This is a genomic window from Sinomonas humi (genome assembly GCF_000802235.1).
Classification (GTDB): Bacteria; Actinomycetota; Actinomycetes; order Actinomycetales; family Micrococcaceae; genus Sinomonas; species Sinomonas humi.
On sequence record NZ_JTDL01000104.1, the window covers coordinates 1 to 19320 of the forward strand.

Sequence of the window (19320 nt, forward strand, 5' to 3'; positions counted from 1 at the left end):
CGCTCGGAGCGGCTGAAAGGGAGCGTCGGTACATCCTGCCGAGGCCGTTGGGAGATTCTGCGGCAAGGCCGGGAACTGTCATAGGGGCACCTTTTCACACCGGTCCGACATTAGAGATCCGCACTGAAGATCCACCGTCAAACAAGCCACCAAACACAAGGACCCCCGGACAGCGTCCAGGGGTCCATACGTGGGCGATACTGGGTTCGAACCAGTGACCTCTTCGGTGTGAACGAAGCGCGCTACCACTGCGCCAATCGCCCGTTTCGCCCGTCGCCGAGCGCTCTACGACTTTAGCCCACCGCAAGGGCCGATCTCAAATCCTCCTTCGTGCACGCTCAGCCCTCGATCCCATCCCTCGAAAAGCAAATTGCATGCATGTTGTTCAAGTGCGGTTGACGGCGCGGGCGGGCAGGCCACGATTTGTGCATCGACCCCGGTTCCTATAGAGTCTTTACTCGTTGAAGCGCGGCCTGAGGCCCAACCAGCGACCCGACAGTTTGGATGAACGGATCGGGTACTGAGGGCAGTGCGGCCAAGCGAAAACCCTGCGGACGTAGCTCAGTTGGTAGAGCACCACCTTGCCAAGGTGGATGTCGCGAGTTCGAATCTCGTCGTCCGCTCGCAGGACACTGTCGGAAGCATCCTCATGGATGCCAACACGGTGGGGTGGCCGAGAGGCGAGGCAGCGGCCTGCAAAGCCGTATACGCGGGTTCGAATCCCGTCCCCACCTCGGTGCATTCCTGATTCCCGGCCACCGGGATTCGGGCGATTGGCGCAGCGGTAGCGCGCTTCCCTGACACGGAAGAGGTCACTGGTTCGATCCCAGTATCGCCCACGGAGAAGCCTTACGGCTTCCCCTGCGGACGTAGCTCAGTTGGTAGAGCACCACCTTGCCAAGGTGGATGTCGCGAGTTCGAATCTCGTCGTCCGCTCTCTTCTTCTTAACGAAGGGCTCCTGCGGGAGTCCGGTTCGCGGGAAGAGGGACTTGGGCGATTGGCGCAGCGGTAGCGCGCTTCCCTGACACGGAAGAGGTCACTGGTTCGATCCCAGTATCGCCCACACACGGCGCCCTTGAGGCGCCTTTTTTCTTGCCTTTTTTCCTGTCTCTTTCCTGCCTCGCGTCACGAACCCGACGGGGCCCGCTCTCAGTCAACACGTAGCCACGTGTCCGCCGTGCCCGGCACCTCCTCGGAAACCCCGACGCCGAAGGGGTGTTGGATTGGGCGCGACACGTGGCTACCATCGTTCGTGGTGGAGCACAGTAGCTCCCTGAGTGAAAGGAGGTGGCCGTGTCTTCAAGCGACGCCATCATGGACAGGGCCGGTATCAGCGTCAGGAAGCTCGATCGGATCGAGGTTCTCTCCCGAATGCTCGGGGGCCAGTCCTAGAGACACCGTCCTAGGGACTTAGCCGGCGCAACGCCGGACCGACCCACGATACGTCACAGGGATGCCGGTACCGCTGAGAGGCGGGACCGGCATTTCCGCGTCCGGGAGCCTCAGCCGCGGCTCACGAGAGCTCGCTAGCCTGGGCTTCTCGGGCGAGGGCGGTGAGGCGGGACACGGCGCGGAAGTACTTCTTCAGGTATCCGCCCGACATCATCTCCTCGGTGAAGAGCTGGTCGAAGGGGACGCCTGAGGCGAGGATCGGCACGTCCTTGTCGTAGAGGCGATCCGCAAGGACGACGAACCGCAGCGCGACGGCCTGCTCCTCGATGGTGTGCACGTCCTTCCAGACAACGCCGTCGATCCCGTCGATCAGCTGGCGGTAGCGGCTCGGATGAACGCCCGCGAGGTGCTTCATGAGCGCGCCGAAATCGTCAACGGCGACGAGGCCGCCGTCGAACTCGGCGTTGATCCGGGAGTCGAGGTCTTCCGTGCGAAGGGGCGCGGGGGCTGCCGGAAGCCCACGGTGTCGGTAGTCCTCGCCGTCGATCCGGACGACGTCGAATTGGTCCGAAAGGACCTGGATCTCGCGCTGGAAGTCGACGGCGGCAAAGCGGCCTTCGCCGAGAGCTCCCGGAAGCGTGTTCGAGGTTGCTGCAAGCTTTACGCCGGCGTCCGCGAGTTCCCGCATGAGGCGGGACATGAGCACGGTATCGCCCGGGTCGTCGAGCTCGAATTCGTCAATGCACACGAGGCGGTAGGAGCTCAAGGCCTCGACGGTCTTGCGGAACGACAGTGCCCCGACCAGATTCGTGTATTCGACGAACGTTCCAAACGCTTTGGGGCCGGGCGACGCGTGCCACAGCGATGCGAGGAGGTGCGTCTTTCCGACGCCGAAGCCACCATCGAGGTAGACGCCGGCGCGCGTCTTCGCCTTGTTCCCGTTTCCCCCGAAGATCCGGGAGAAGAGCCCTCCGCTGTTGCGGACGCCGTCGATCGATGCGCCGAAGTCCTGGAGGGACCTGACAGCCGCGGCCTGCGAGGGCTGAGCCGGGTCCGGTCGGTAGCTGTCGAAGGAGACTTCACCGAAGCGCGGTGAGGGGTGAAAGCCGGCCAGGAGCTCGTCCACGGACACTTTGGGCGTGCGGGTGGTCAGGTGTGTGACAGTCGCCAAGGAATCCGTCCGTCTCGGGCCCGAAAGGGCATTACATCGGTCTGAGGGCCAGTGGCAAGGATATCGCGCGCCCGGACGTCATGTTGCGCCTCATGACAGCCGGCGACGACGACCCTCACTCTTGCGGCGCGGGCTGACTACGCTGGAAGGGACATTTCAGGGGCGGCGTCGATGGCGCGCGTCCCTGGCTCAGCCGAGCGAAAGGCCATGCCATGAGCTATCCTCTCGACACGAACGAGAAGTTCGCTGCCTACGCCCATCCCGAGCGCCTCGTCTCGACGGAGTGGCTCGCTGCCCAGCTCGCCGACGGCGCGCTCGAAGGCGGCAAGCTCGCGGTCGTCGAGTCCGACGAGGACGTTCTGCTCTACGAGACCGGCCACATTCCGGGCGCCGTCAAGATCGACTGGCACACGGACCTTAACGATGAGGTGGCGCGTGACTACGTCGACGGTCCCGCGTTCGCGAAGCTCCTCGCGTCGAAGGGCATCTCGCGCGACACCACGGTCGTGATCTACGGTGACAAGTCGAACTGGTGGGCTGCCTATGCCCTCTGGGTCTTCACACTGTTCGGCCACGAGGACGTCCGCCTCCTCGACGGCGGCCGCGACAAGTGGATCGCCGAGGGGCGCGAGCTCACGACCGACGTACCTACCCCCATCGAGGGCGACTACCCCGTCGTCGAGCGCAACGACGCTCCGATCCGCGCCTTCAAGGACGACGTCCTTGCCCACCTCGGCAAGCCGCTCATCGACGTCCGCTCCGCCGACGAGTACACCGGCAAGCGCACCCACATGCCTGCCTACCCCGAAGAGGGCGCTCTGCGCGGCGGCCACATCCCGACCGCTGCGTCGATCCCGTGGGCTCGTGCGGCTGCCGAGGACGGTACGTACAAGTCGCGCGAGGAGCTCGAAAACCTGTACCTGGGTGAGGCCGGGCTCAATGCCGGAGACGAGGTAGTTGCGTACTGCCGGATCGGCGAGCGCTCGAGCCACACGTGGTTCGCCCTCAAGTACCTCCTCGGCTTCGACAACGTCCGCAACTACGACGGCTCTTGGACCGAGTGGGGAAATGCGGTACGCGTTCCGATTGTTAAGGGTGAAGAACGAGGGACTTGGCCGCTCTCCTGAGGCGCGGCACACCCAAGTGCTCGCATCAAGCGCGGCGGTCTCTCCATGGGGCCGCCGCGCTGCTGTATCGCGGCAAGGACCGAACATGTGGCGGCGAGGGCCAAACGGCCCGGCGTAGGCTGGAAGGAATATGACGACGAATACCACGATCCCTGCTCCTCTTGGGGAGATCATCGACGAGTTCCAAGCGCTCGAGGAACGTGAGCGCCTTCAGCTGCTGCTCGAGTTCGCCCAGTCGCTCCCCGAACTGCCCGAGCGGTACCAGGACCACCCAGAGCGGCTCGAGCAGGTAGTGGAGTGCCAGTCGCCGGTCTTCATCACGATCGAGACCGAGCCCGCGGCCGACGCCGCGTCCCAAGTTGTGAGGCTCTTCCTGACGGCGCCCAAGGAGGCCCCGACGACTCGCGGCTTCGCGAGCATCCTCTTCGAGGGCCTCGACGGCTTGAGCGCGCGCGAGATCCTCGCAGTCCCGGACGACATTGCCCACGAGCTAGGTCTCGATCGCGCCGTCTCCCCGCTGCGCCTCCGGGGCATGACCGCAATGCTCGTGCGCATCAAGCGCAAGGTGGCCGGCGAGTGCCACCTCGGCCAGACGGCCTGAGCAGGGCGTGGCCAAGGGGCGCCGTTCGGCCAAGTCCTCCTCAGCAGGTGGCCCGGGAACGCCGGCGACCGCGGCGTTGGACGCTGCCGGAGTGCCCTACAGCGCGCATCCCTACGAGCATGATCCCTCCGCCCCGAGCTACGGTCTTGAGGCCGCGGAGGTGCTCGGCATTTCTCCCGCACGCGTCTTCAAGACCCTCATGGTGGACGTCTCGGGGAAGCTGTGCGTCGCCGTCGTGCCCGTGAGCGGGAGCCTCGACCTCAAGGCGACTGCCGCGGCCTTCGGTGCCAAGAAGGCGGCGATGGCGGATCCGGCGGCCGCCGAGCGCCGCACGGGCTATGTGCTCGGCGGTGTCTCGCCGCTCGGCCAGCGGCAGGCCTCGCCGACCGCGGTCGACGATTCTGCGCTCGAACACGCGACGATCTTCGTCTCCGGCGGTCGCCGGGGCTTCGATATCGAACTCGCCCCGGCCGATCTGGTCCGCCTCACGGGCGCGTCAGTTGCGAGACTCCGAGCCCGCTGAGCGACGAGGAGTCCCGCTTCCTGGGCTCGGCCGGGGTGCGAGGATCTCGGCGAGCCAGGAGACGACCGCCCTCTCCCACCGTTCCGGGTCGACATTCCATTCCTTGGTGTGGCGCGCCTTCCGGAACGTCTCGAGCGTCACCATCTCGGGATTGCGTCCAGCGAGGAGCGCTGAAGGGCCGAACGGGACGAATTCGTCGTCGACGCTGTGCAGGATCAGCGTGGGAGTGCGGAGTTCGACGGCGCGTGCGACCCAGTCCATGGCGCGGAAGTCCACGGGCGCCGCGAGTCCCGTGATCCGCCGCCCCCACGGATGCGCGAGGAGCAACTGCCCAAGACGGCCGACGCCGCGGGGGATCCGATTCTTCTGCGCTTGGTGGGCTAGGACGTCGACCCAGTCGACGACGGGGGCGTCGAGCACGAGCGCCCTGATGTATTGGCGGAGCGATGAGAGATCGGCAGCGGCGAGGCTGATAGCTCCGCCCATGGACCAGCCGAAGAGGACGACGTCGGTCGCGCCGTTCTCGAGCGCGTAGCCGATTGCCGACTCGACGTCGCGCCACTCTGTCATTCCGAGCCCGTACCGTCTGTCCGCCGTGGCCGGCGCGTCCCCGTCGTTCCGGTAGGAGACGACAAGGCTTGTGAGCCCGAGCTGACGGGCTGGAATCAGGCCGCGGAGGGACTCCTGCCGGGTAGCCCCGCGCCCGTGGACCATGACGGCCCACGTCTTCGAGGTGTCGTGCGAAGCGGGCACGAGCCAAGCCGGTGCGGGACCGAGCTCGGTCTCGACGAGAACGTCCTCGAAGTCGTAGCCGAGGTCTTGGGGCGAGCTGTAGACGACGCCACTCCAGCGCCCCCTCACGGCTCGCTCGAGGTCGCCGCTGTACTCCGCCACGACCGGCCGGGTCACTGTCCCTTCGCCGGGCACGTAATCCTCAATCGGCCCGAGGCGAGCATGACCAGCACCTGCGTCGAAGAAGAAGCTGTATTCGCCGTCGACCACTGTCTCGGGGGTTGCCTTGAGGATGATTCGCCTCCCGGCCCCCGTTCCCTGGACGGCGAAAACCTCCTGGTCCTCGACGCGCACGCGTTCAGGGGTCACGATGCGCCGGGCGAAGTAGGCGGCGAGGGCCGAACTCGAGGCGGCCACCGCGGAGGCCGTCCCGAGGCCGACGCCGGCGCCGAGGAGGGCCCAGAAGCTGCGGGGCAGGGCGCCGTCGGACTCATGCTGCTGGGGCGCGCTCCGTGCTCGGGACATACGGCCATTCTTACAGCCGGGGCGGGTACCGACGGCAGCGACCCCCCGGTCGTGCCTGTGGGGAATTCCGGGGCTGGCCGCTAGTCTGAACCCATGACGGCGCCGATCCTCATCCTGACCGAAGTCGCCTTGGGCCCAGCCGAGCGGACCGCGGTGTCCGAACTCGTCGAGGGTACCGACGCCCCACTCGAGGTGCTCGTCCCTTCCGGGCGCAAGCGACGCCTCGTCGTGGACTTCCTCGACCATCTCTCAATGCTGGAATTCGGGAAGGCCTTCGAGGAGATCACGAGCAAGACGGACCCGATGACCGAACGCGCCGTCGCCGAGACTGCGCTCAACGGTTCGCTCGCGGCCCTTGAAGGCCTCGGAGCCGGGACTACGGGAACGCTCGTCGAGGGAGATCCTGTGGCCGCCCTCGCTGACCGTGCCAGCGCGTCGGGCGCTACCCAGGCAGTGGTAGTCACTCTCCCCCACGCCGTTGAGGACACCTTCCATACGGACTGGGCCAATCAGGCCCAGCGCAAGCTGGGCATCCCCGTCCTGCATCTGTACGCGGGGACGGGATTCATCGGCGACTCCTGAGCGTTGTGCTCAGTATGGAAGCTTCATTCGAGCCAACCCCGTCAGCTACCCGTCAAGCGGATCAGAACGCCGACCCGGCTCCCGGAACCAGAAGCGACGCGGAATGGCGCGCGCGGCTCACGCCCGAGGAGTACCACGTGCTGCGTGAGGCGGGCACCGAGCGTGCGTTCACCGGGGAGTACTGGGACACCCACACGAAGGGCAGCTACCGGTGCCGCGCCTGCGGGGCGGAACTGTTCACGAGCCGCGAGAAGTTCGATTCCCACTGCGGATGGCCGTCCTTCTGGGCGCCCCTCGCCAATGACGCGGTCGTGTACCTTCACGACCGGGCATACGGGATGGACCGCGTCGAAGTTAGGTGTGCAGCGTGCAATTCGCACCTTGGCCACGTCTTCGAAGGCGAGGGCTACGACACCCCCACGGATCAGCGCTACTGCATAAATTCGATTTCGCTCACTCTCGTGCCGGACGAGAAGCAATAGCCGGCGAAGCGACCCCTCGCCCGGCGCTGTCGCCTCGCTGAACGAAGAAGGCCCCGAGCAATAGACTTTCTGTTGCTCGGGGCTTTTCAGCTTTAGCGATCCTTCTCCATGGCTACTCTCGGATTAGCAACACATACCTGCTTCCCAGCGAGAGAAAGCGAGTCCGCCGTGACGACTACAGCGCCCGATACCCACACCAATGCCGCCCCGGCCGAAGGCAGCCAGGAGTGGCTCCCCGCGGCGGATCCGGCATGGCTCTCCCTCAAGTCAGCAGCAGTCCGCCTCCAGCCCCTCCAAGCCCACGACGGCTCGGTCCCCGAGCAGTCGGACCACGCTCTCGCCGCGGAGCTCGTCGAGCAGCTTGTCGCCGGCATCGAGGCCCTCACCCCCCGCTTCCCGCACGACGCGGAGTACCTGCGCCTCGCCGTCGGCGACTTCCGTCGGTGGGCCGCGACGGGCTTCGGGGTGCCCGATTTCCTCGACTCCCTCGTCGCGTTCCAGCCCCAGCTGAACCGTGTGGACGGTCTTCAGCACCTCGTTGTCTTCCCGATGTACACCCAGAATGGGAGCCGCGACCGCCTCGTCGAGGCCGTCCTGGTCGAGGTCGTGTGGCCGGACTTCGTCGCAGAGCTCGAAGCAGGCGCCTACAGCAACAAGCTCTTCGTGCCGATCCGCTTCCTGGACTTCACTCCGGGCTACGCGACGAATTCGGCCGTACTGTTCCCCGAAACCGTGGCGATGCGCGAAGTGCCGACCTTCACGTGGGGCGCGATCTTCGCGGACCGCGAGGCGGCGCGCTTCCGGCGCGTCCTCGACGCCGCCGTGAAGGTCACGAACCTTGAGCTGCCCGCGGACGCTGCCGAACTCGTGGTGGACCAGGGGCTCGCACAGGAGACGTTCGTCATGTGGGACCTCATCCACGATCGGACCCACATGCGCGGCGACCTCCCGTTCGACCCGTTCATGATCAAGCAGCGGATGCCCTTCTTCCTGTACTCCCTCGAGGAGCTGCGCTGCGATCTCACCGCCTTCCGCGAATCCGTGAAGATCGAGCATGACGACGCCGCGACGCCCGAGGCGCGTCGGCACGCCAAGCTCGTCCAGTACGCGGTGATCTTCGACCGCATCTTCCGCTTTGCGATCACGGGAACCCGGGTCCGCAACTACGACGGACTGGGCGGCCAACTGCTGTTCGCTTGGATGCACCAGCACAGGGTGCTGCACTGGACGGATACGAAGCTCACGATCGACTGGGCCGAGGTTCCCGCCGTCGTGAGCGCGCTGGGCGACGCGATCGACGAGCTGTACTGGCGTTCCATCGATCGCCCGAAGGTGGCACACTGGCTCGCAGCCTACGAGCTCGTCTCGGGAACGGTCACCCCCAACCCGGCCTCGGTGTGGGCGAAGGGCCCCGACGCTCTCCCCCTCGCCGGGACGCCCCGCGAGATCACTGACCAGGTGCTCGACGACGAGTTCCCCCTTTCGATGTTCTACGAGGCCCTGGAGAAGAAGATGCGCGCTGTCATCGAATCCACCGCCGGAATCACGGGTGAGACGCCCCTTCCCGGGTCCACGGCGTGAACCCGGGCGTCCAGGGCGCGCAGGGCGCAATCGTCGTCGTCGCGGGGGCCGGTTCGGCCTCGGGGATCGCTGCCGTGCGCGCGCTTCAGGGCGCTGGGGCGACAGCCATCGCCGTAGGCAGCAGTGCAGAGCGCCTCGAGGCAGCTTTCGGCCCCCGAGGGGACGCGCACGACGGCGCCGTCCCCCAGCGCGAGTGCGACCTCACCGACTTCGCCGCTGTGCAGGCGCTGGCTTCCGAGCTGACCGGGACGTTCGGCGCGGTCGACGGCGTAGCCCACCTCGTGGGCGGTTGGCGCGGCGGCCATTCGCTCTTGGACCAGTCAGACGAGGACTGGGACTTCCTCGCGCGCAGCGCCATCACGACCGTCCGCAACACGAGCAGGGCCTTCTACGAAGCTCTGCTCACGTCGCCTCGGGGTCGCTTCGCCATGGTGTCCTCAACGCTCATCGAGAAGCCGAGAGCGGGCTACGCCAACTATGCGGCGGCCAAAGCCGCCGCCGAGGCCTGGACCCGCGCCATGGCGCGCGGCTTCGCCTCCGACCAGTCCGAGCGCGAAGGCGACCCCGCTCCCCTGACGAGTGCCGCCGTCGTCCTCGCCGTCAAAGCGCTCCTCGACAACGGCATGCTCGCCGCGCAGCCTGAACGAAGGTTCCCGGGATACACGCACGTGGATACCCTCGCGGCCCGCTTCGTCGCCCTGTTCTCCGAGAACGCCGCCGCGCTCAATGGCGCGCGGCTCGACCTCAGCACCTGAGACGATCCAACGATTAGGCAATACTGTGTCAGTGACTTCGATCCATCCTGCCCATTCCACCGCCTCTGCCAGCACCGTGACCGACGGCCCGGCTGGCTGGCCGCTCCACGACACCACAGTGCGCGGCTTTGCCTCTGACAACTATTCGGGCGCCCACCCAGAGGTGCTCGCAGCCCTCGTTGCTGCGAACGGCGGGCACCAGACCTCGTACGGCAGCGACGACTACACCCTCCGCCTCAAGGAGGAGATGCGCAGGCTGTTCGGCGACGGCGTCGAGTCCTACCCCGTCTTCAACGGGACAGGTGCCAACGTCCTGTCCCTCCAGTCGCTCATTCCCCGCTGGGGGGCGGTCATCTGTGCCGCCAGTGCGCACATCAACGTGGACGAGAACGGGGCCCCGGAGCGGGTCGGCGGAATGAAGCTCCTCGCTGTTCCGACCGAGGACGGCAAGCTCACGCCCGAACTCATCGACCGCGAGGCCTGGGGCTGGGGCGACGAGCACCGTGCGCAGCCGCTTGCAGTCTCGATCACCCAGACCACTGAACTCGGCACGCTCTACTCGATCGAGGAGACTCGCGCCATTACCGAGCACGCGCATTCCCTCGGGATGAGGGTCCACATGGACGGGGCACGCCTTGCGAACGCGGCGGCGGCGCTCGGTGTCCCGGCAACGGCCTTCACGCGCGATGCCGGAATCGACATCCTCTCCTTCGGAGGGACCAAGAACGGCATGCTCTTCGGAGAGTGCGTGGTCGCCCTGGCGCCCGAGGCCGCCCACGGTCTCGACTACCTCCGCAAGATGGACATGCAGCTCGCGTCGAAGATGCGCTTCGTCTCGGCCCAGTTCCTCGCGCTGCTCGAGGGCGATCTCTGGCTCCGTTCCGCCGCGCACTCCAACGCCATGGCAGCCCGCCTCCGGGCCGCAGTCGAGGGCCTCGAGGGTGTGGAGCTCACGCAGGAGACGCAATCGAACGGCGTGTTCGCGATCCTGCCGGCAGGAGTGGCCGACCGCCTCCGTGAGCGTTTCCGGTTCTATGACTGGGACGCCTCGCGCCGCGAGGTGCGGTGGATGTGCTCGTTCGATACGACCGAGGCCGATGTAGATGCTTTCGCGGCGGCCCTGCGGGAGGAACTCGCCCGCGTGCCATAAGGCTCTTGCCGGGGCCCCTCGACGTACGCTGTGAGGGTGACCGCATTAGCTCAGTTGCCTGCGGATTTCCTGAGTGCCCTGCGCTCCTTGCGCGCCGCCGTCGGCCGCCCCGAGCTCCGGCTCCAGGAAATCCCGGCGCCGGCCCGGCTGGCACCCTATGCCGTGGCGCTCGAGGCAGAGGTTCTCGACCCCGCAAGCCAGAGCGCGAGCCCGGACGGAGGCATCGAGTCGGCCGCCTCGCCGGAGCTCGCGACCGGTCGCTTCATCTTGCTGCACGACCCAGAGTCGCCGACAGTCTGGCAGGGCACGTTCCGCGTTGTGACGTACATTCGCGCCCGGCTCGAGCCCGAGATGGCGGAGGACTCGCTGCTCGGTTCCGTCGCGTGGACGTGGCTTGTCGAGGCACTCGAGAAGCACGGCGCCGACTATACGGCCGCGGGCGGGACGGCAACGCGGGTCCTGTCGGAGAGCTTTGGGACCCTCGAGGGGCGCCGGGAGTCGATCGACATCGAGCTGCGCGCATCCTGGACCCCCCTCAGCTCCGCTGTGAAGAACCATCTCGAGGCCTGGGCGGACATGGTGTGCACGTTCGCTGGGCTTCCGCCACTTCCCGACGGCGTCTCCCCCCTGCCTCGCCGCCGTCGTTGATACCCGGGCGTAGACTCGGGGAATCATGACCGCACAGTCCCAGGGCTCCACACAGGCCGGTTCGGAACCCGGCCGAACGGAAGCATCGCCCACGTCCAATGGATCGGAAAACGGGTCCGCCCACCTCCACGTCGAAGGATTCGCGGACCCCGTCCCCGCCGTCATCGAGCTCGACGCGCCTCGCGAGGGCGTCCCCCTTGTCATCAATACGCGGGAAGGCCTTGAGCGGGCAGCACGGGCCATCGCCGCTGGGACAGGCCCTGCGGGGGTCGACGCGGAGCGGGCATCTGGCTTCCGATACGGGCAGCGGGCATTCCTCGTGCAGATTCGGCGCGAGGGCGCGGGCACATGGCTCATCGACCCTGAACCATTCGATGACCTCAGCATCCTCGGAGATGCCCTGCGCGGCGTGGAGTGGGTTCTGCACGCCTCGACTCAGGACCTCCCCTGCCTCGCCGAGGTGGGCATGTGGCCAGATCGGCTCTTCGACACGGAGCTTGCAGCGAGGCTCGCCGGACTTCCGCGTGTGGGCCTCGCCGCCGTCGTCGAACAGCTGCTCGGGTTCGGCCTCGCGAAGGAACACTCCGCGGCGGACTGGTCGACTCGCCCCCTTCCCGAACCCTGGCTGCGCTACGCGGCGCTCGACGTCGAAGTGCTCGTTGAACTGCGCGACGAGCTGGCCGAACTCCTAGCGGACCAGGGAAAGCTGGGCTTCGCAGAAGAGGAGTTTGAGGCAATCCTCAAGGCAGGCCTTCCCGATCCCAAGCCTGACCCATGGCGCCGGACCTCAGGCGTCCATCAAATCCGCGACCGGCGTCAGCTCGCCGCGGTGCGTGAGCTGTGGCTGGAACGGGACGCCCTTGCGCGCAAGCGGGACATCGCGCCCGGGAAGCTCATCCCGGACGCGGCGATTGTCGCCGTCGCCCGTGCCATGCCCACGACCGTCCCTCAGCTGCTCGCAACCAAGGGCTTCCACGGTCGTGCGGCCCAGAGAGAGGCACCGCGCTGGCTGCGCGCGGTCTCGGCCGCACGGAGCCTGCCGCCCGAGAAGCTTCCGCCACTGCATCTCGCCACCAACGCCCCGCCGCCGCCACGCGTCTGGGAGGACCGGGATCCCGAGGCTGCTGCTCGCCTGCAGACCGTGCGCCCGCGCGTCGCCGCCGTCGCGGAAGCGCTGGGCATGCCTACCGAGAACCTCCTCACTCCTGACCATCTTCGCCGCATCGCCTGGCGACCGCCCGCGCCGCTGACCGCTGCATCGCTAGCCGACGCTCTGCACGAACTCGGCGCTCGCGACTGGCAGATCGAGCGGGTCCTTCCCACGATCCTCGAGTCGTTCGAGCATCCGGAGCCGCTCACTGCGAGGAAGAAGGCCCAACCGGCGGGCGAGTGAATGCTCGGGCGGAGCGCGGTGGGGATTGCCCCTCAAGTTACTCGCCAGTAACATGGGCTTGGGCGCTCGACGTCCACCAGAAGCCACGCTAGCCGTAGGAGCCGCCCATGTCATCGCCCAGGCAAATCCGCAACGTCGTCTTTGTCGACGGCGTCCGCACACCCTTCGGCAAGGCCGGAGAAAAGGGCATGTACCACGGCACGCGCGCGGACGACCTCGTCGTCAAGACGATCCGCGAACTCCTGCGCCGCAACCCGTCTCTGCCATCCGATCGCGTCGACGAGGTCTCCATAGCCGCGACGACGCAGACCGGCGATCAAGGCCTCACTATCGGGCGCAGCGCCGCGCTGCTCGCGGGCCTGCCGCGCACCGTCCCGGGATTCGCGATCGACCGCATGTGCGCTGGGGCTATGACCGCAGTCACGACGACGGCGAGCGGCATCGCTTTCGGTGCATACGACGTCGTGATCGCCGGGGGCGTCGAACACATGGGGAACCACCCTATGGGGCAGGGAACGGATCCGAATCCGCGCTTCATGGCCGAACGCCTCGTGGACCCCACCGCCCTCACGATGGGCAGCACCGCAGAGAACCTCCACGACCGGTTCCCTGCAATCACCAAGGAGCGCGCCGACCGCTATGCGGTCGGTTCCCAGGCAAAGCTCGCGGCCGCCTACGCCGACGGAAAGATCCAACGAGACCTAGTACCGGTCGCGACCCACCGACCTGGGGAAGGCTTCGGCCTCGCCACGGCAGACGAACCCCCGCGACCCGGGACTACCCTCCAAGACCTCGCCACGCTCCGGACGCCGTTCCGGCCACACGGACGGGTCACGGCTGGCAATGCAGCCGGCCTCAACGACGGAGCCACAGCGTGCCTGCTCGCTTCGGCCGAGGCGGCGGAGGAGCTTGGGCTCGCGGCGAGGATGCGGCTCGTCTCGTTTGCCTTCTCCGGGGTGGCGCCCGAGGTCATGGGCATCGGGCCGGTCCCGGCGACGGAAAAAGCGCTCGCGAAGGCCGGGCTGGGGATCGATGACATCGGCCTCTTCGAGATCAATGAGGCGTTCGCGGTCCAAGTCCTCAGCTTCCTCGACCATTTCGGGATCGCAGACGATGACGATCGCGTCAACCGCTACGGCGGAGCGATCGCCGTCGGCCACCCCCTCGCATCCTCCGGCGTGCGCCTCATGACGCAGCTCGCACGCCAGTTCGCCGAGTCTCCCGACATCCGTTACGGAATGACGACCATGTGCATCGGGCTCGGTATGGGCGGGACGGTCATCTGGGAGAACCCCAATCACCCCGACTACCAGAAGGGCGAGTGAATGAACGCCTCAGTCTTCGACCAGTTCGACGCCCTCGCCTCGCAGGTTGCGAACGAGGCCATCACCCACTCGCTCGTCAAGGACGTCGTCCTCCCGGGTGCGGCGGCGCACAAGCTTGCGCTCATCACCCTCGACAACGGGCTCGACCACACCAAACCCACCACTCTCGGGCCGAACACGCTGATCGAACTCGGCCGAACGCTCGAGGGTCTCCGCGATCGTGCGGCGGCAGGGGAGATCAATGCGGTGGCTGTCACGGGAAAGCCGTACTTCCTCGTCGCCGGGGCGGACCTGACGACCGTCAAGCAGCTCCGGGACCCTCAGCAGGGCGCCCAGATGGCCCGGCTCGGGCACGCGGCGTACGGCCTGCTTGCCGATCTGGGAGTGCCGACGTTTGCGTTCATCAATGGGGTCGCACTCGGCGGAGGACTTGAGATCGCACTTGCCTGCACCTACCGCACCGTCTCCTCCGCTGCGAAGGGCATAGGCCTGCCCGAGGCCTTCATCGGTCTCGTGCCGGGATGGGGCGGGGTGTACCGCCTTCCGCGTCTGATCGGCCCAGAAGCCGCGCTCAAGGTCATGATCGAGAACCCTCTGAGCAACAACCGGACGATCGGTGGCCGCGAAGCCTTCGAACTCGGAATCGCCGACGCGCTCTTCGAGCCCGCCGACTTCCTCGAGCGCTCACTCGAGTGGTCCGGGGAGATTCTCTCTGGCGCACTGGCCCCGGCCCGGCCGCATGCCGCGGACCCTGCGGTCGACGCGGACGTCGCCCAGCGCTGGGATGCCGCCGCGAAGACGGCGCGGGCGTTCGTTTCCGCTCGCACGGGGGACGCCGCCCCGGCTCCCGGCCGCGTCCTGGACGTGTTCGAGGCAGGCAAGCTCGCAAGCCAGAAGGAGGCCGCGGAACTCGAAGTCGAAGCCTTGACGGAGCTCACCCAGACGCCGCAGTTCCGGGATACCGTCTACGCCTTCCTCGACCTAGTGCAGCGCCGCGGGAAGCGTCCGGCGGGGGCACCCGACGCGAAGCTCGCGCGGCCGATCACCAAGGTGGGCGTCGTGGGCGCGGGCCTCATGGCCAGCCAGCTCGCCCTCCTGTTCGCGCGCCAGCTCAAGGTCCCCGTCGTGATGACCGACATCGACCAGCCGAAGGTCGACAAAGGCGTGGCGTACGTTCAGAGCGAGGTAGACAAGCTGCTCGCCAAGGGACGCATCTCGCCTGACGCGGCAAACCGGACCAAAGCGCTCGTCACGGGATCTGTCTCGAAGGCCGCCTTCGGCGATGCCGACTTCGTGATCGAGGCCGTCTTCGAGGAGCTTTCCGTCAAGCAGAAGGTGTTCGCGGAGCTTGAGGCCGTCGTCACGCCCGAGTGCATTCTCGCGACCAACACCTCCTCGCTCTCCGTCACCGCTATGGCGGAAGGCCTCGCACACCCCGAGCGCGTTGTGGGCTTCCATTTCTTCAACCCAGTCGCCGTCATGCCGCTCGTGGAGGTCGTCCGTGCGCCCCGGACCGACGACGCCGTCCTCGCCACTGCCTTCGTCCTCGCGAAGTCACTCAGGAAGACCGCGGTCCTCGTCAAGGACGCCGCCGCTTTCGTGGTGAACCGTGTTCTGCTCCGGCTCATGGGCGAGGTCACGGCTGCGTTCGACGAAGGCACTCCCGCAGAGGTCGCCGACTCCGCGCTCAAGCCGCTGGGCCTGCCGATGTCCCCGTTCACGCTCGCCGCGATGGTCGGGCTTCCCGTCGCGCAGCACGTCGCCGAGTCGCTGCACGCCGCGTTCGGCGACCGCTTCCACGTCTCAGCCAACCAGCAGGCGCTGATCGACGCAGGAATCAAAGGCCTCTGGGCCCCGACGGAGGACGGCGGCCAGGAAATCCCCGCCTCCACGCGCGCCCTCCTTCGCGTCGGCAACAACCCTTCGACGGGGGAAGAGGTGCTGAGGCGGTGCCAGGATGCGTTGGCCGAGGAGATCGGGCTGCTCCTCGCCGAGAATGTTGTTGCGGGCCCTGAGGACGTGGATCTGTGCATGATCCTCGGTGCCGGCTGGCCGATGCATCTGGGCGGCATCACGCCGTACCTCGACAGGGTCGGTGCGTCCGAGCGGGTCAACGGCAGAAGGTTCCACGCGGAATCCTGACACGCGCGAGAGGGGCCGCTCGTCGCAAAAGAAGTGGCCACTCGTCGGGGATTCTCCACCCACGAGTGGCCCTTTCTCGGCCCACGAGGGGTCAGCTCTTGCCGAAGCCGCCGCGGAGGAAGTCGCCCAGTGGCTGGTCGAGCCCCTCGAGGGCCGTCGCCTCGCGGCATGCAAACGTGAGCGCGCCGCCGAACGCGCTGCGGACGAGCTCGCCGTCGTGCGCCCACCACGCGCCTGCCCGCACCCCGCCTGCAAGCACCTCCCATCGCTCGGCGCGGAGGCTGCGGCCTTCGGGAAGGTCGATCGTCTCAACGCCGCGCCGGTGCACCTCGGCTGGCGCGGCGGGTGCACTCGGATTGGCCTCGTCGACCCGACGGAAGGTTCCCGTCTCCCGCCCGCTGCGCACAAGGCGCTCGACAAGGAGGTACTCGCCGCTCGAAGGCAACGTGTCGGCGCCGTGCCCACACTCCTCGCGCCAGGCGCCGCTGCGCAGGCCGCCTGGTTCCTGCCCGTATCGGAACCCGCTCCAGGTATCGCCGTTGGGGCTCAACCGCACAAGGGACTCGCACATGAACGGTGACCCGACGCCGTCGTCAAAGGCTGTACGAGTGATGAGGAGCGCGCCATCGAAGCAGCGCAAGACGGCGCCCCGCTGCCTTCCGCCAACCCAGAAGCTCTCCCACCGCTCCCACGCCGACCGCACCCTGCCTCCTCCAGCCCTCCAGGCCACAGCCTCCGACACTACCGGACGCGCCTATGCCGCTCATGCCTCTTCGACGCTTCGTGCCTCTTCGACGCTCATGCCTCTTCGAAGCTCATGCCTCTTCAAATCGGCCCTTGGCCAAGACGAGGCCGCGGTCAGCCTGCCGACGCGCCCACGCAAGGGCGTGTGTCGAGAGGACGACGGCGGCTCCCCCTTCGGCAGCCCGGCGAACCGCCGCTTGGAGCCGGGCGAGCCCGAAGCGGTCGAGGCCCACGGTCGGTTCATCGAGGAGCAGGACGCGGGGCTGCCGCGCAAGCACCGTTGCGAGGGCGAGGAGCCGCTGCTCCGACATGGAGAGCTCGTAGGGGTGTGCGTCCGCGTGCCGAACGAGGCCGACGGCGTCGAGCGCTTCGAGCGCCCGGGTGTGCGCCTCGTCTCGCGACGCTCCGAGGAAGCCCCTTCGGTGCCCCGCGAGTCCGAATGCAACCTCGCGCAGGGCCGTGCGCTCGAACAGCTGGTCCCGCGGTTCTTGGAAAAGAGTGCCGACAGTTGCGGCGACGCGGCCTGCCGGCTCCGCGAGAATGTCGCGGCCTCCGATCCGGACGCTGCCCCCCTGTGGCCGCAGGAGGCCAGCGAGATGCCTCAGGGACGTCGACTTGCCAGCTCCGTTCGGGCCGGTGAGAGCCACCACCTCGCCCGGGAGGACAGCGAAGCTCGCCTCATCGAGCACGGGCATGCTGGGTCCGGAGACTTCGCGGTGCCGCCGGCGCTCGGCGTGATGTGCGTCCGGGTACACGAACGTGACGCGGTCGAGCTCGGCCAGCGGTGTAGGAGCGTCGGCGTCTCCCCCAACGAGCCGGGGCGCTCGGGGAGTCGCTGCACCCTCGCGCAGCACTCCGGAAGCGGTGAACGCGGCGCTCCCTTCCACCTCGTCCGGCGGCCCTTCCGCGGCCACGGCACCTCCTTCGAGGAGGAGCCAATGCCCGGCGGCTCGCGCAATCGGGTCATCCGCCGCCGAGAACACGACGACGGCCGCCCCTGCGGTCCGAAGGGTGTCAACGAGCTGTGACAGGGCAACGAGGCCCTGGGCGTCCAGCGACGCACTCGGCTCGTCGAGCAGGACGACGTCCGGGCGGCCAACGAGCGCGCACGCGATGGCGAGGCGCCGCTGCTCGCCTCCCGAAAGCCGGCGCGGGTCCCTCAGCAGGAACTCGCCGAGTCCGACGGCGCGCGCCGCCGAATCCACCTGCACGAGCATCTCCGCCCGGGGCGTGCCGCGCTGCTCGAGCGCGAAGGCCAGTTCCTCCCCCACCGTCGCGGCCGCTCCCGTGAGAAGGTCTGCGGCGCGCTGCGGCACGTAGGCCACATGCTGGCCCCACGCGCCAAGCCGCAACCGGGGATCATCGGGCAAGCCGCGGAAGTCGAGCCGTTCCGCGGTGCCGCTCCGACCCAGCTGAAGGGTGCCGTCGAGCCTGCCATGCCCGCCAGCGATGGCCCAACCGGCGAGAACCTTCGCGAGTGTCGACTTGCCGCTGCCCGAGGCACCAAGGACAGCTGTGAGCGAGCCGGGGACGAGCTCAAGGCGCACGTTCCGCAGGAGGGGCTCGCAGCCGTCGTCGTACGCGAAGCTGCGGACGTGAGCCCCCAATGCAAGAGAACTCATCGCCTCGCTCCCGTCAGGACGCCGACGACGGCGGGAATGACGACGGACGCCACAACGCCGGCGCACACGACAGCCAGAGCCCAACGAACGACCCGCTGGGTGCGCGAGTCTGGCTCGTCCAGGTAGGAGGTGCGCCGGCCGGGAAGGGAGTATCCCCTGGCCTCGAGAGCGGCGCCGCGCTCCCCCGCCTCGTCGACGAGTTGGAGGACAAGGGGCACGACCTGCAGCCGCGCGGCAAGCACCCGCCCCGCGGGCCCGCTTCGCACAATGAGACCGCGTGCCTCCTGGGCTTCTCGGATGCGCTGAAGCCGCTCGGCCACCGTCGCCGCGAGTCCGAGCGCGGACGCCAGAACGTAGCCGAGCTGCGCTGGCGCGCCCCTGCGCACGAGGGCGGCACGCAGGGTGGGAACGCTGACCCACAGCGAGAAGGCCAGCATGACGACGACGAGCGACGCGGTACGGAGGACGAAGGCTCCCGCGTAGGCGAGCCCCTCCGACGTCACTCGTGCGGGACCGATCTCGAGGAGCACGGTTCGGCCTTCCGGGAAGAACAGCCCATGGATCACGAGCGCCCAGAGGGCGAACGGGACGACGACGACCGAGGCCGCCGCGACCACCCGCCGCAGGATTCCGGCCTTCGCCGCGGCCACGAGAGACGCAGCGAGTGCACCGGCCCAAACGACCCACGAGGCCCACGCAAGGCACGCGACCACTGCGGAGCCGGCGAAGGCCAGGCCCGTGAGGGGGTTCAAACGGCCTGTTCCGCCGCTCTCGCCGAATGCGAGGCCTGCCGGGCCGGTTTCAGGGCGGCTCAAGTCATGCGG

17 protein-coding genes and 6 tRNA genes are annotated in these 19320 nt (G+C 67.8%); 17 read left to right on the top strand and 6 right to left on the bottom strand.

From position 1 onward, the window contains the following. Positions 1-191: 191 nt before the first annotated feature. A tRNA-Val gene (locus LK10_RS09560) sits at positions 192-263 on the bottom strand. Between the two features lie 287 nt (positions 264-550). Between LK10_RS09560 and LK10_RS09565 the strand changes: the two genes are divergently transcribed. The 5 genes from LK10_RS09565 to LK10_RS09585 all read left to right on the top strand — a co-directional run bounded on the left by LK10_RS09565 (position 551) and on the right by LK10_RS09585 (position 1064). Continuing rightward, positions 551-623: transfer RNA gene (locus LK10_RS09565), tRNA-Gly, on the top strand. A gap of 40 nt (positions 624-663) precedes the next feature. Beyond that, positions 664-734, top strand: a tRNA-Cys gene (locus LK10_RS09570). 33 nt (positions 735-767) lie between these two features. Next, positions 768-839: transfer RNA gene (locus LK10_RS09575), tRNA-Val, on the top strand. Between the two features lie 24 nt (positions 840-863). After that, positions 864-936 (top strand) — tRNA-Gly (locus LK10_RS09580). 56 nt (positions 937-992) lie between these two features. After that, a tRNA-Val gene (locus tag LK10_RS09585) sits at positions 993-1064 on the top strand. Positions 1065-1514: 450 nt separating this feature from the next. Here the strand turns inward: LK10_RS09585 and zapE are convergent. Next, entirely contained in the window at positions 1515-2564 is a 1050-nt protein-coding gene (gene zapE, locus LK10_RS09590) for a cell division protein ZapE (RefSeq protein WP_043122917.1), read from the bottom strand. A gap of 212 nt (positions 2565-2776) precedes the next feature. Here zapE and LK10_RS09595 point away from each other — a divergent pair, with 212 nt between their 5' ends. From LK10_RS09595 to ybaK, 3 genes are all read left to right on the top strand, one after another. Further along, entirely contained in the window at positions 2777-3691 is a 915-nt protein-coding gene (locus tag LK10_RS09595; RefSeq protein WP_043122919.1) for a sulfurtransferase, read from the top strand. Between the two features lie 130 nt (positions 3692-3821). Then, entirely contained in the window at positions 3822-4292 is a 471-nt protein-coding gene (locus tag LK10_RS09600) for a SufE family protein (protein WP_043122921.1), read from the top strand. A gap of 91 nt (positions 4293-4383) precedes the next feature. Beyond that, entirely contained in the window at positions 4384-4815 is a 432-nt protein-coding gene (ybaK, locus tag LK10_RS09605) for a Cys-tRNA(Pro) deacylase (RefSeq protein WP_408021450.1), read from the top strand. On the opposite strand, the gene LK10_RS09610 is transcribed toward ybaK, so the two are convergent. After that, the gene (locus LK10_RS09610) at positions 4789-6072 is read right to left on the bottom strand and encodes an alpha/beta hydrolase family protein (protein WP_043122925.1); all 1284 of its coding nucleotides are present in this window, start codon (positions 6070-6072) and stop codon (positions 4789-4791) included. The two genes, ybaK and LK10_RS09610, sit on opposite strands and share 27 nt — an antisense overlap. Before the next feature lie 93 nt (positions 6073-6165). On the opposite strand from LK10_RS09610, the gene LK10_RS09615 reads away from it, so the two are divergent. The 9 genes from LK10_RS09615 to LK10_RS09655 all read left to right on the top strand — a co-directional run bounded on the left by LK10_RS09615 (position 6166) and on the right by LK10_RS09655 (position 16130). Further along, the gene (locus tag LK10_RS09615; protein ID WP_043122927.1) at positions 6166-6654 is read left to right on the top strand and encodes a hypothetical protein; all 489 of its coding nucleotides are present in this window, start codon (positions 6166-6168) and stop codon (positions 6652-6654) included. Between the two features lie 14 nt (positions 6655-6668). Then, positions 6669-7136 (top strand): peptide-methionine (R)-S-oxide reductase MsrB, encoded by a 468-nt coding sequence (gene msrB / locus LK10_RS09620; protein WP_052207168.1) that lies wholly within the window; start codon positions 6669-6671, stop codon positions 7134-7136. A gap of 168 nt (positions 7137-7304) precedes the next feature. After that, positions 7305-8717 carry a DUF6421 family protein gene (locus LK10_RS09625; protein ID WP_043122932.1) on the top strand — a complete coding sequence of 471 codons (1413 nt, stop codon included), beginning with the start codon at positions 7305-7307 and terminating at the stop codon, positions 8715-8717. Beyond that, complete coding sequence (locus LK10_RS09630) at positions 8714-9472, top strand: SDR family NAD(P)-dependent oxidoreductase (RefSeq protein WP_043122934.1); 759 nt, start codon at positions 8714-8716, stop codon at positions 9470-9472. The genes LK10_RS09625 and LK10_RS09630 overlap by 4 nt, the downstream gene beginning before the upstream one ends. A 76-nt stretch (positions 9473-9548) precedes the next feature. Then, the gene (locus LK10_RS09635) at positions 9549-10622 is read left to right on the top strand and encodes a threonine aldolase family protein (RefSeq protein ID WP_043123211.1); all 1074 of its coding nucleotides are present in this window, start codon (positions 9549-9551) and stop codon (positions 10620-10622) included. A 36-nt stretch (positions 10623-10658) separates the two neighbouring features. Beyond that, entirely contained in the window at positions 10659-11270 is a 612-nt protein-coding gene (locus tag LK10_RS09640; protein ID WP_043123214.1) for a DUF3000 domain-containing protein, read from the top strand. A gap of 25 nt (positions 11271-11295) precedes the next feature. Continuing rightward, positions 11296-12663, top strand: coding sequence for a ribonuclease D (locus LK10_RS09645; RefSeq protein ID WP_043122936.1), 1368 nt, complete (start codon positions 11296-11298; stop codon positions 12661-12663). A gap of 107 nt (positions 12664-12770) precedes the next feature. Continuing rightward, complete coding sequence (locus tag LK10_RS09650) at positions 12771-13988, top strand: thiolase family protein (protein ID WP_043122940.1); 1218 nt, start codon at positions 12771-12773, stop codon at positions 13986-13988. Further along, complete coding sequence (locus LK10_RS09655) at positions 13989-16130, top strand: 3-hydroxyacyl-CoA dehydrogenase NAD-binding domain-containing protein (RefSeq protein ID WP_043122943.1); 2142 nt, start codon at positions 13989-13991, stop codon at positions 16128-16130. A 91-nt stretch (positions 16131-16221) separates the two neighbouring features. Here LK10_RS09655 and LK10_RS09660 read toward each other — a convergent pair whose 3' ends face one another. From LK10_RS09660 to LK10_RS09670, 3 genes are all read right to left on the bottom strand, one after another. Then, a complete protein-coding gene (locus LK10_RS09660) occupies positions 16222-16833 on the bottom strand; it encodes a hypothetical protein (RefSeq protein WP_043122945.1) in 612 nt (203 codons plus the stop codon). 112 nt (positions 16834-16945) lie between these two features. After that, complete coding sequence (locus LK10_RS09665) at positions 16946-18496, bottom strand: ABC transporter ATP-binding protein (protein ID WP_043122947.1); 1551 nt, start codon at positions 18494-18496, stop codon at positions 16946-16948. Further along, on the bottom strand, positions 18493-19311 hold the full coding sequence (locus tag LK10_RS09670; protein WP_052207169.1) for an energy-coupling factor transporter transmembrane component T family protein: 819 nt from the start codon (positions 19309-19311) through the stop codon (positions 18493-18495). The genes LK10_RS09665 and LK10_RS09670 overlap by 4 nt, the downstream gene beginning before the upstream one ends. Positions 19312-19320: the final 9 nt, after the last annotated feature.

Coding starts and splice junctions, on each gene's coding strand:
- LK10_RS09595 (WP_043122919.1), top strand. CDS start 2,777: ATGAGCTATCCTCTCGACACGAACGAGAAGTTCGCTGCCTACGCCCAT.
- LK10_RS09600 (WP_043122921.1), top strand. CDS start 3,822: ATGACGACGAATACCACGATCCCTGCTCCTCTTGGGGAGATCATCGAC.
- LK10_RS09610 (WP_043122925.1), bottom strand. CDS start 6,072: ATGTCCCGAGCACGGAGCGCGCCCCAGCAGCATGAGTCCGACGGCGCC.
- LK10_RS09615 (WP_043122927.1), top strand. CDS start 6,166: ATGACGGCGCCGATCCTCATCCTGACCGAAGTCGCCTTGGGCCCAGCC.
- msrB (WP_052207168.1), top strand. CDS start 6,669: ATGGAAGCTTCATTCGAGCCAACCCCGTCAGCTACCCGTCAAGCGGAT.
- LK10_RS09645 (WP_043122936.1), top strand. CDS start 11,296: ATGACCGCACAGTCCCAGGGCTCCACACAGGCCGGTTCGGAACCCGGC.
- LK10_RS09650 (WP_043122940.1), top strand. CDS start 12,771: ATGTCATCGCCCAGGCAAATCCGCAACGTCGTCTTTGTCGACGGCGTC.
- LK10_RS09655 (WP_043122943.1), top strand. CDS start 13,989: ATGAACGCCTCAGTCTTCGACCAGTTCGACGCCCTCGCCTCGCAGGTT.
- LK10_RS09665 (WP_043122947.1), bottom strand. CDS start 18,496: ATGAGTTCTCTTGCATTGGGGGCTCACGTCCGCAGCTTCGCGTACGAC.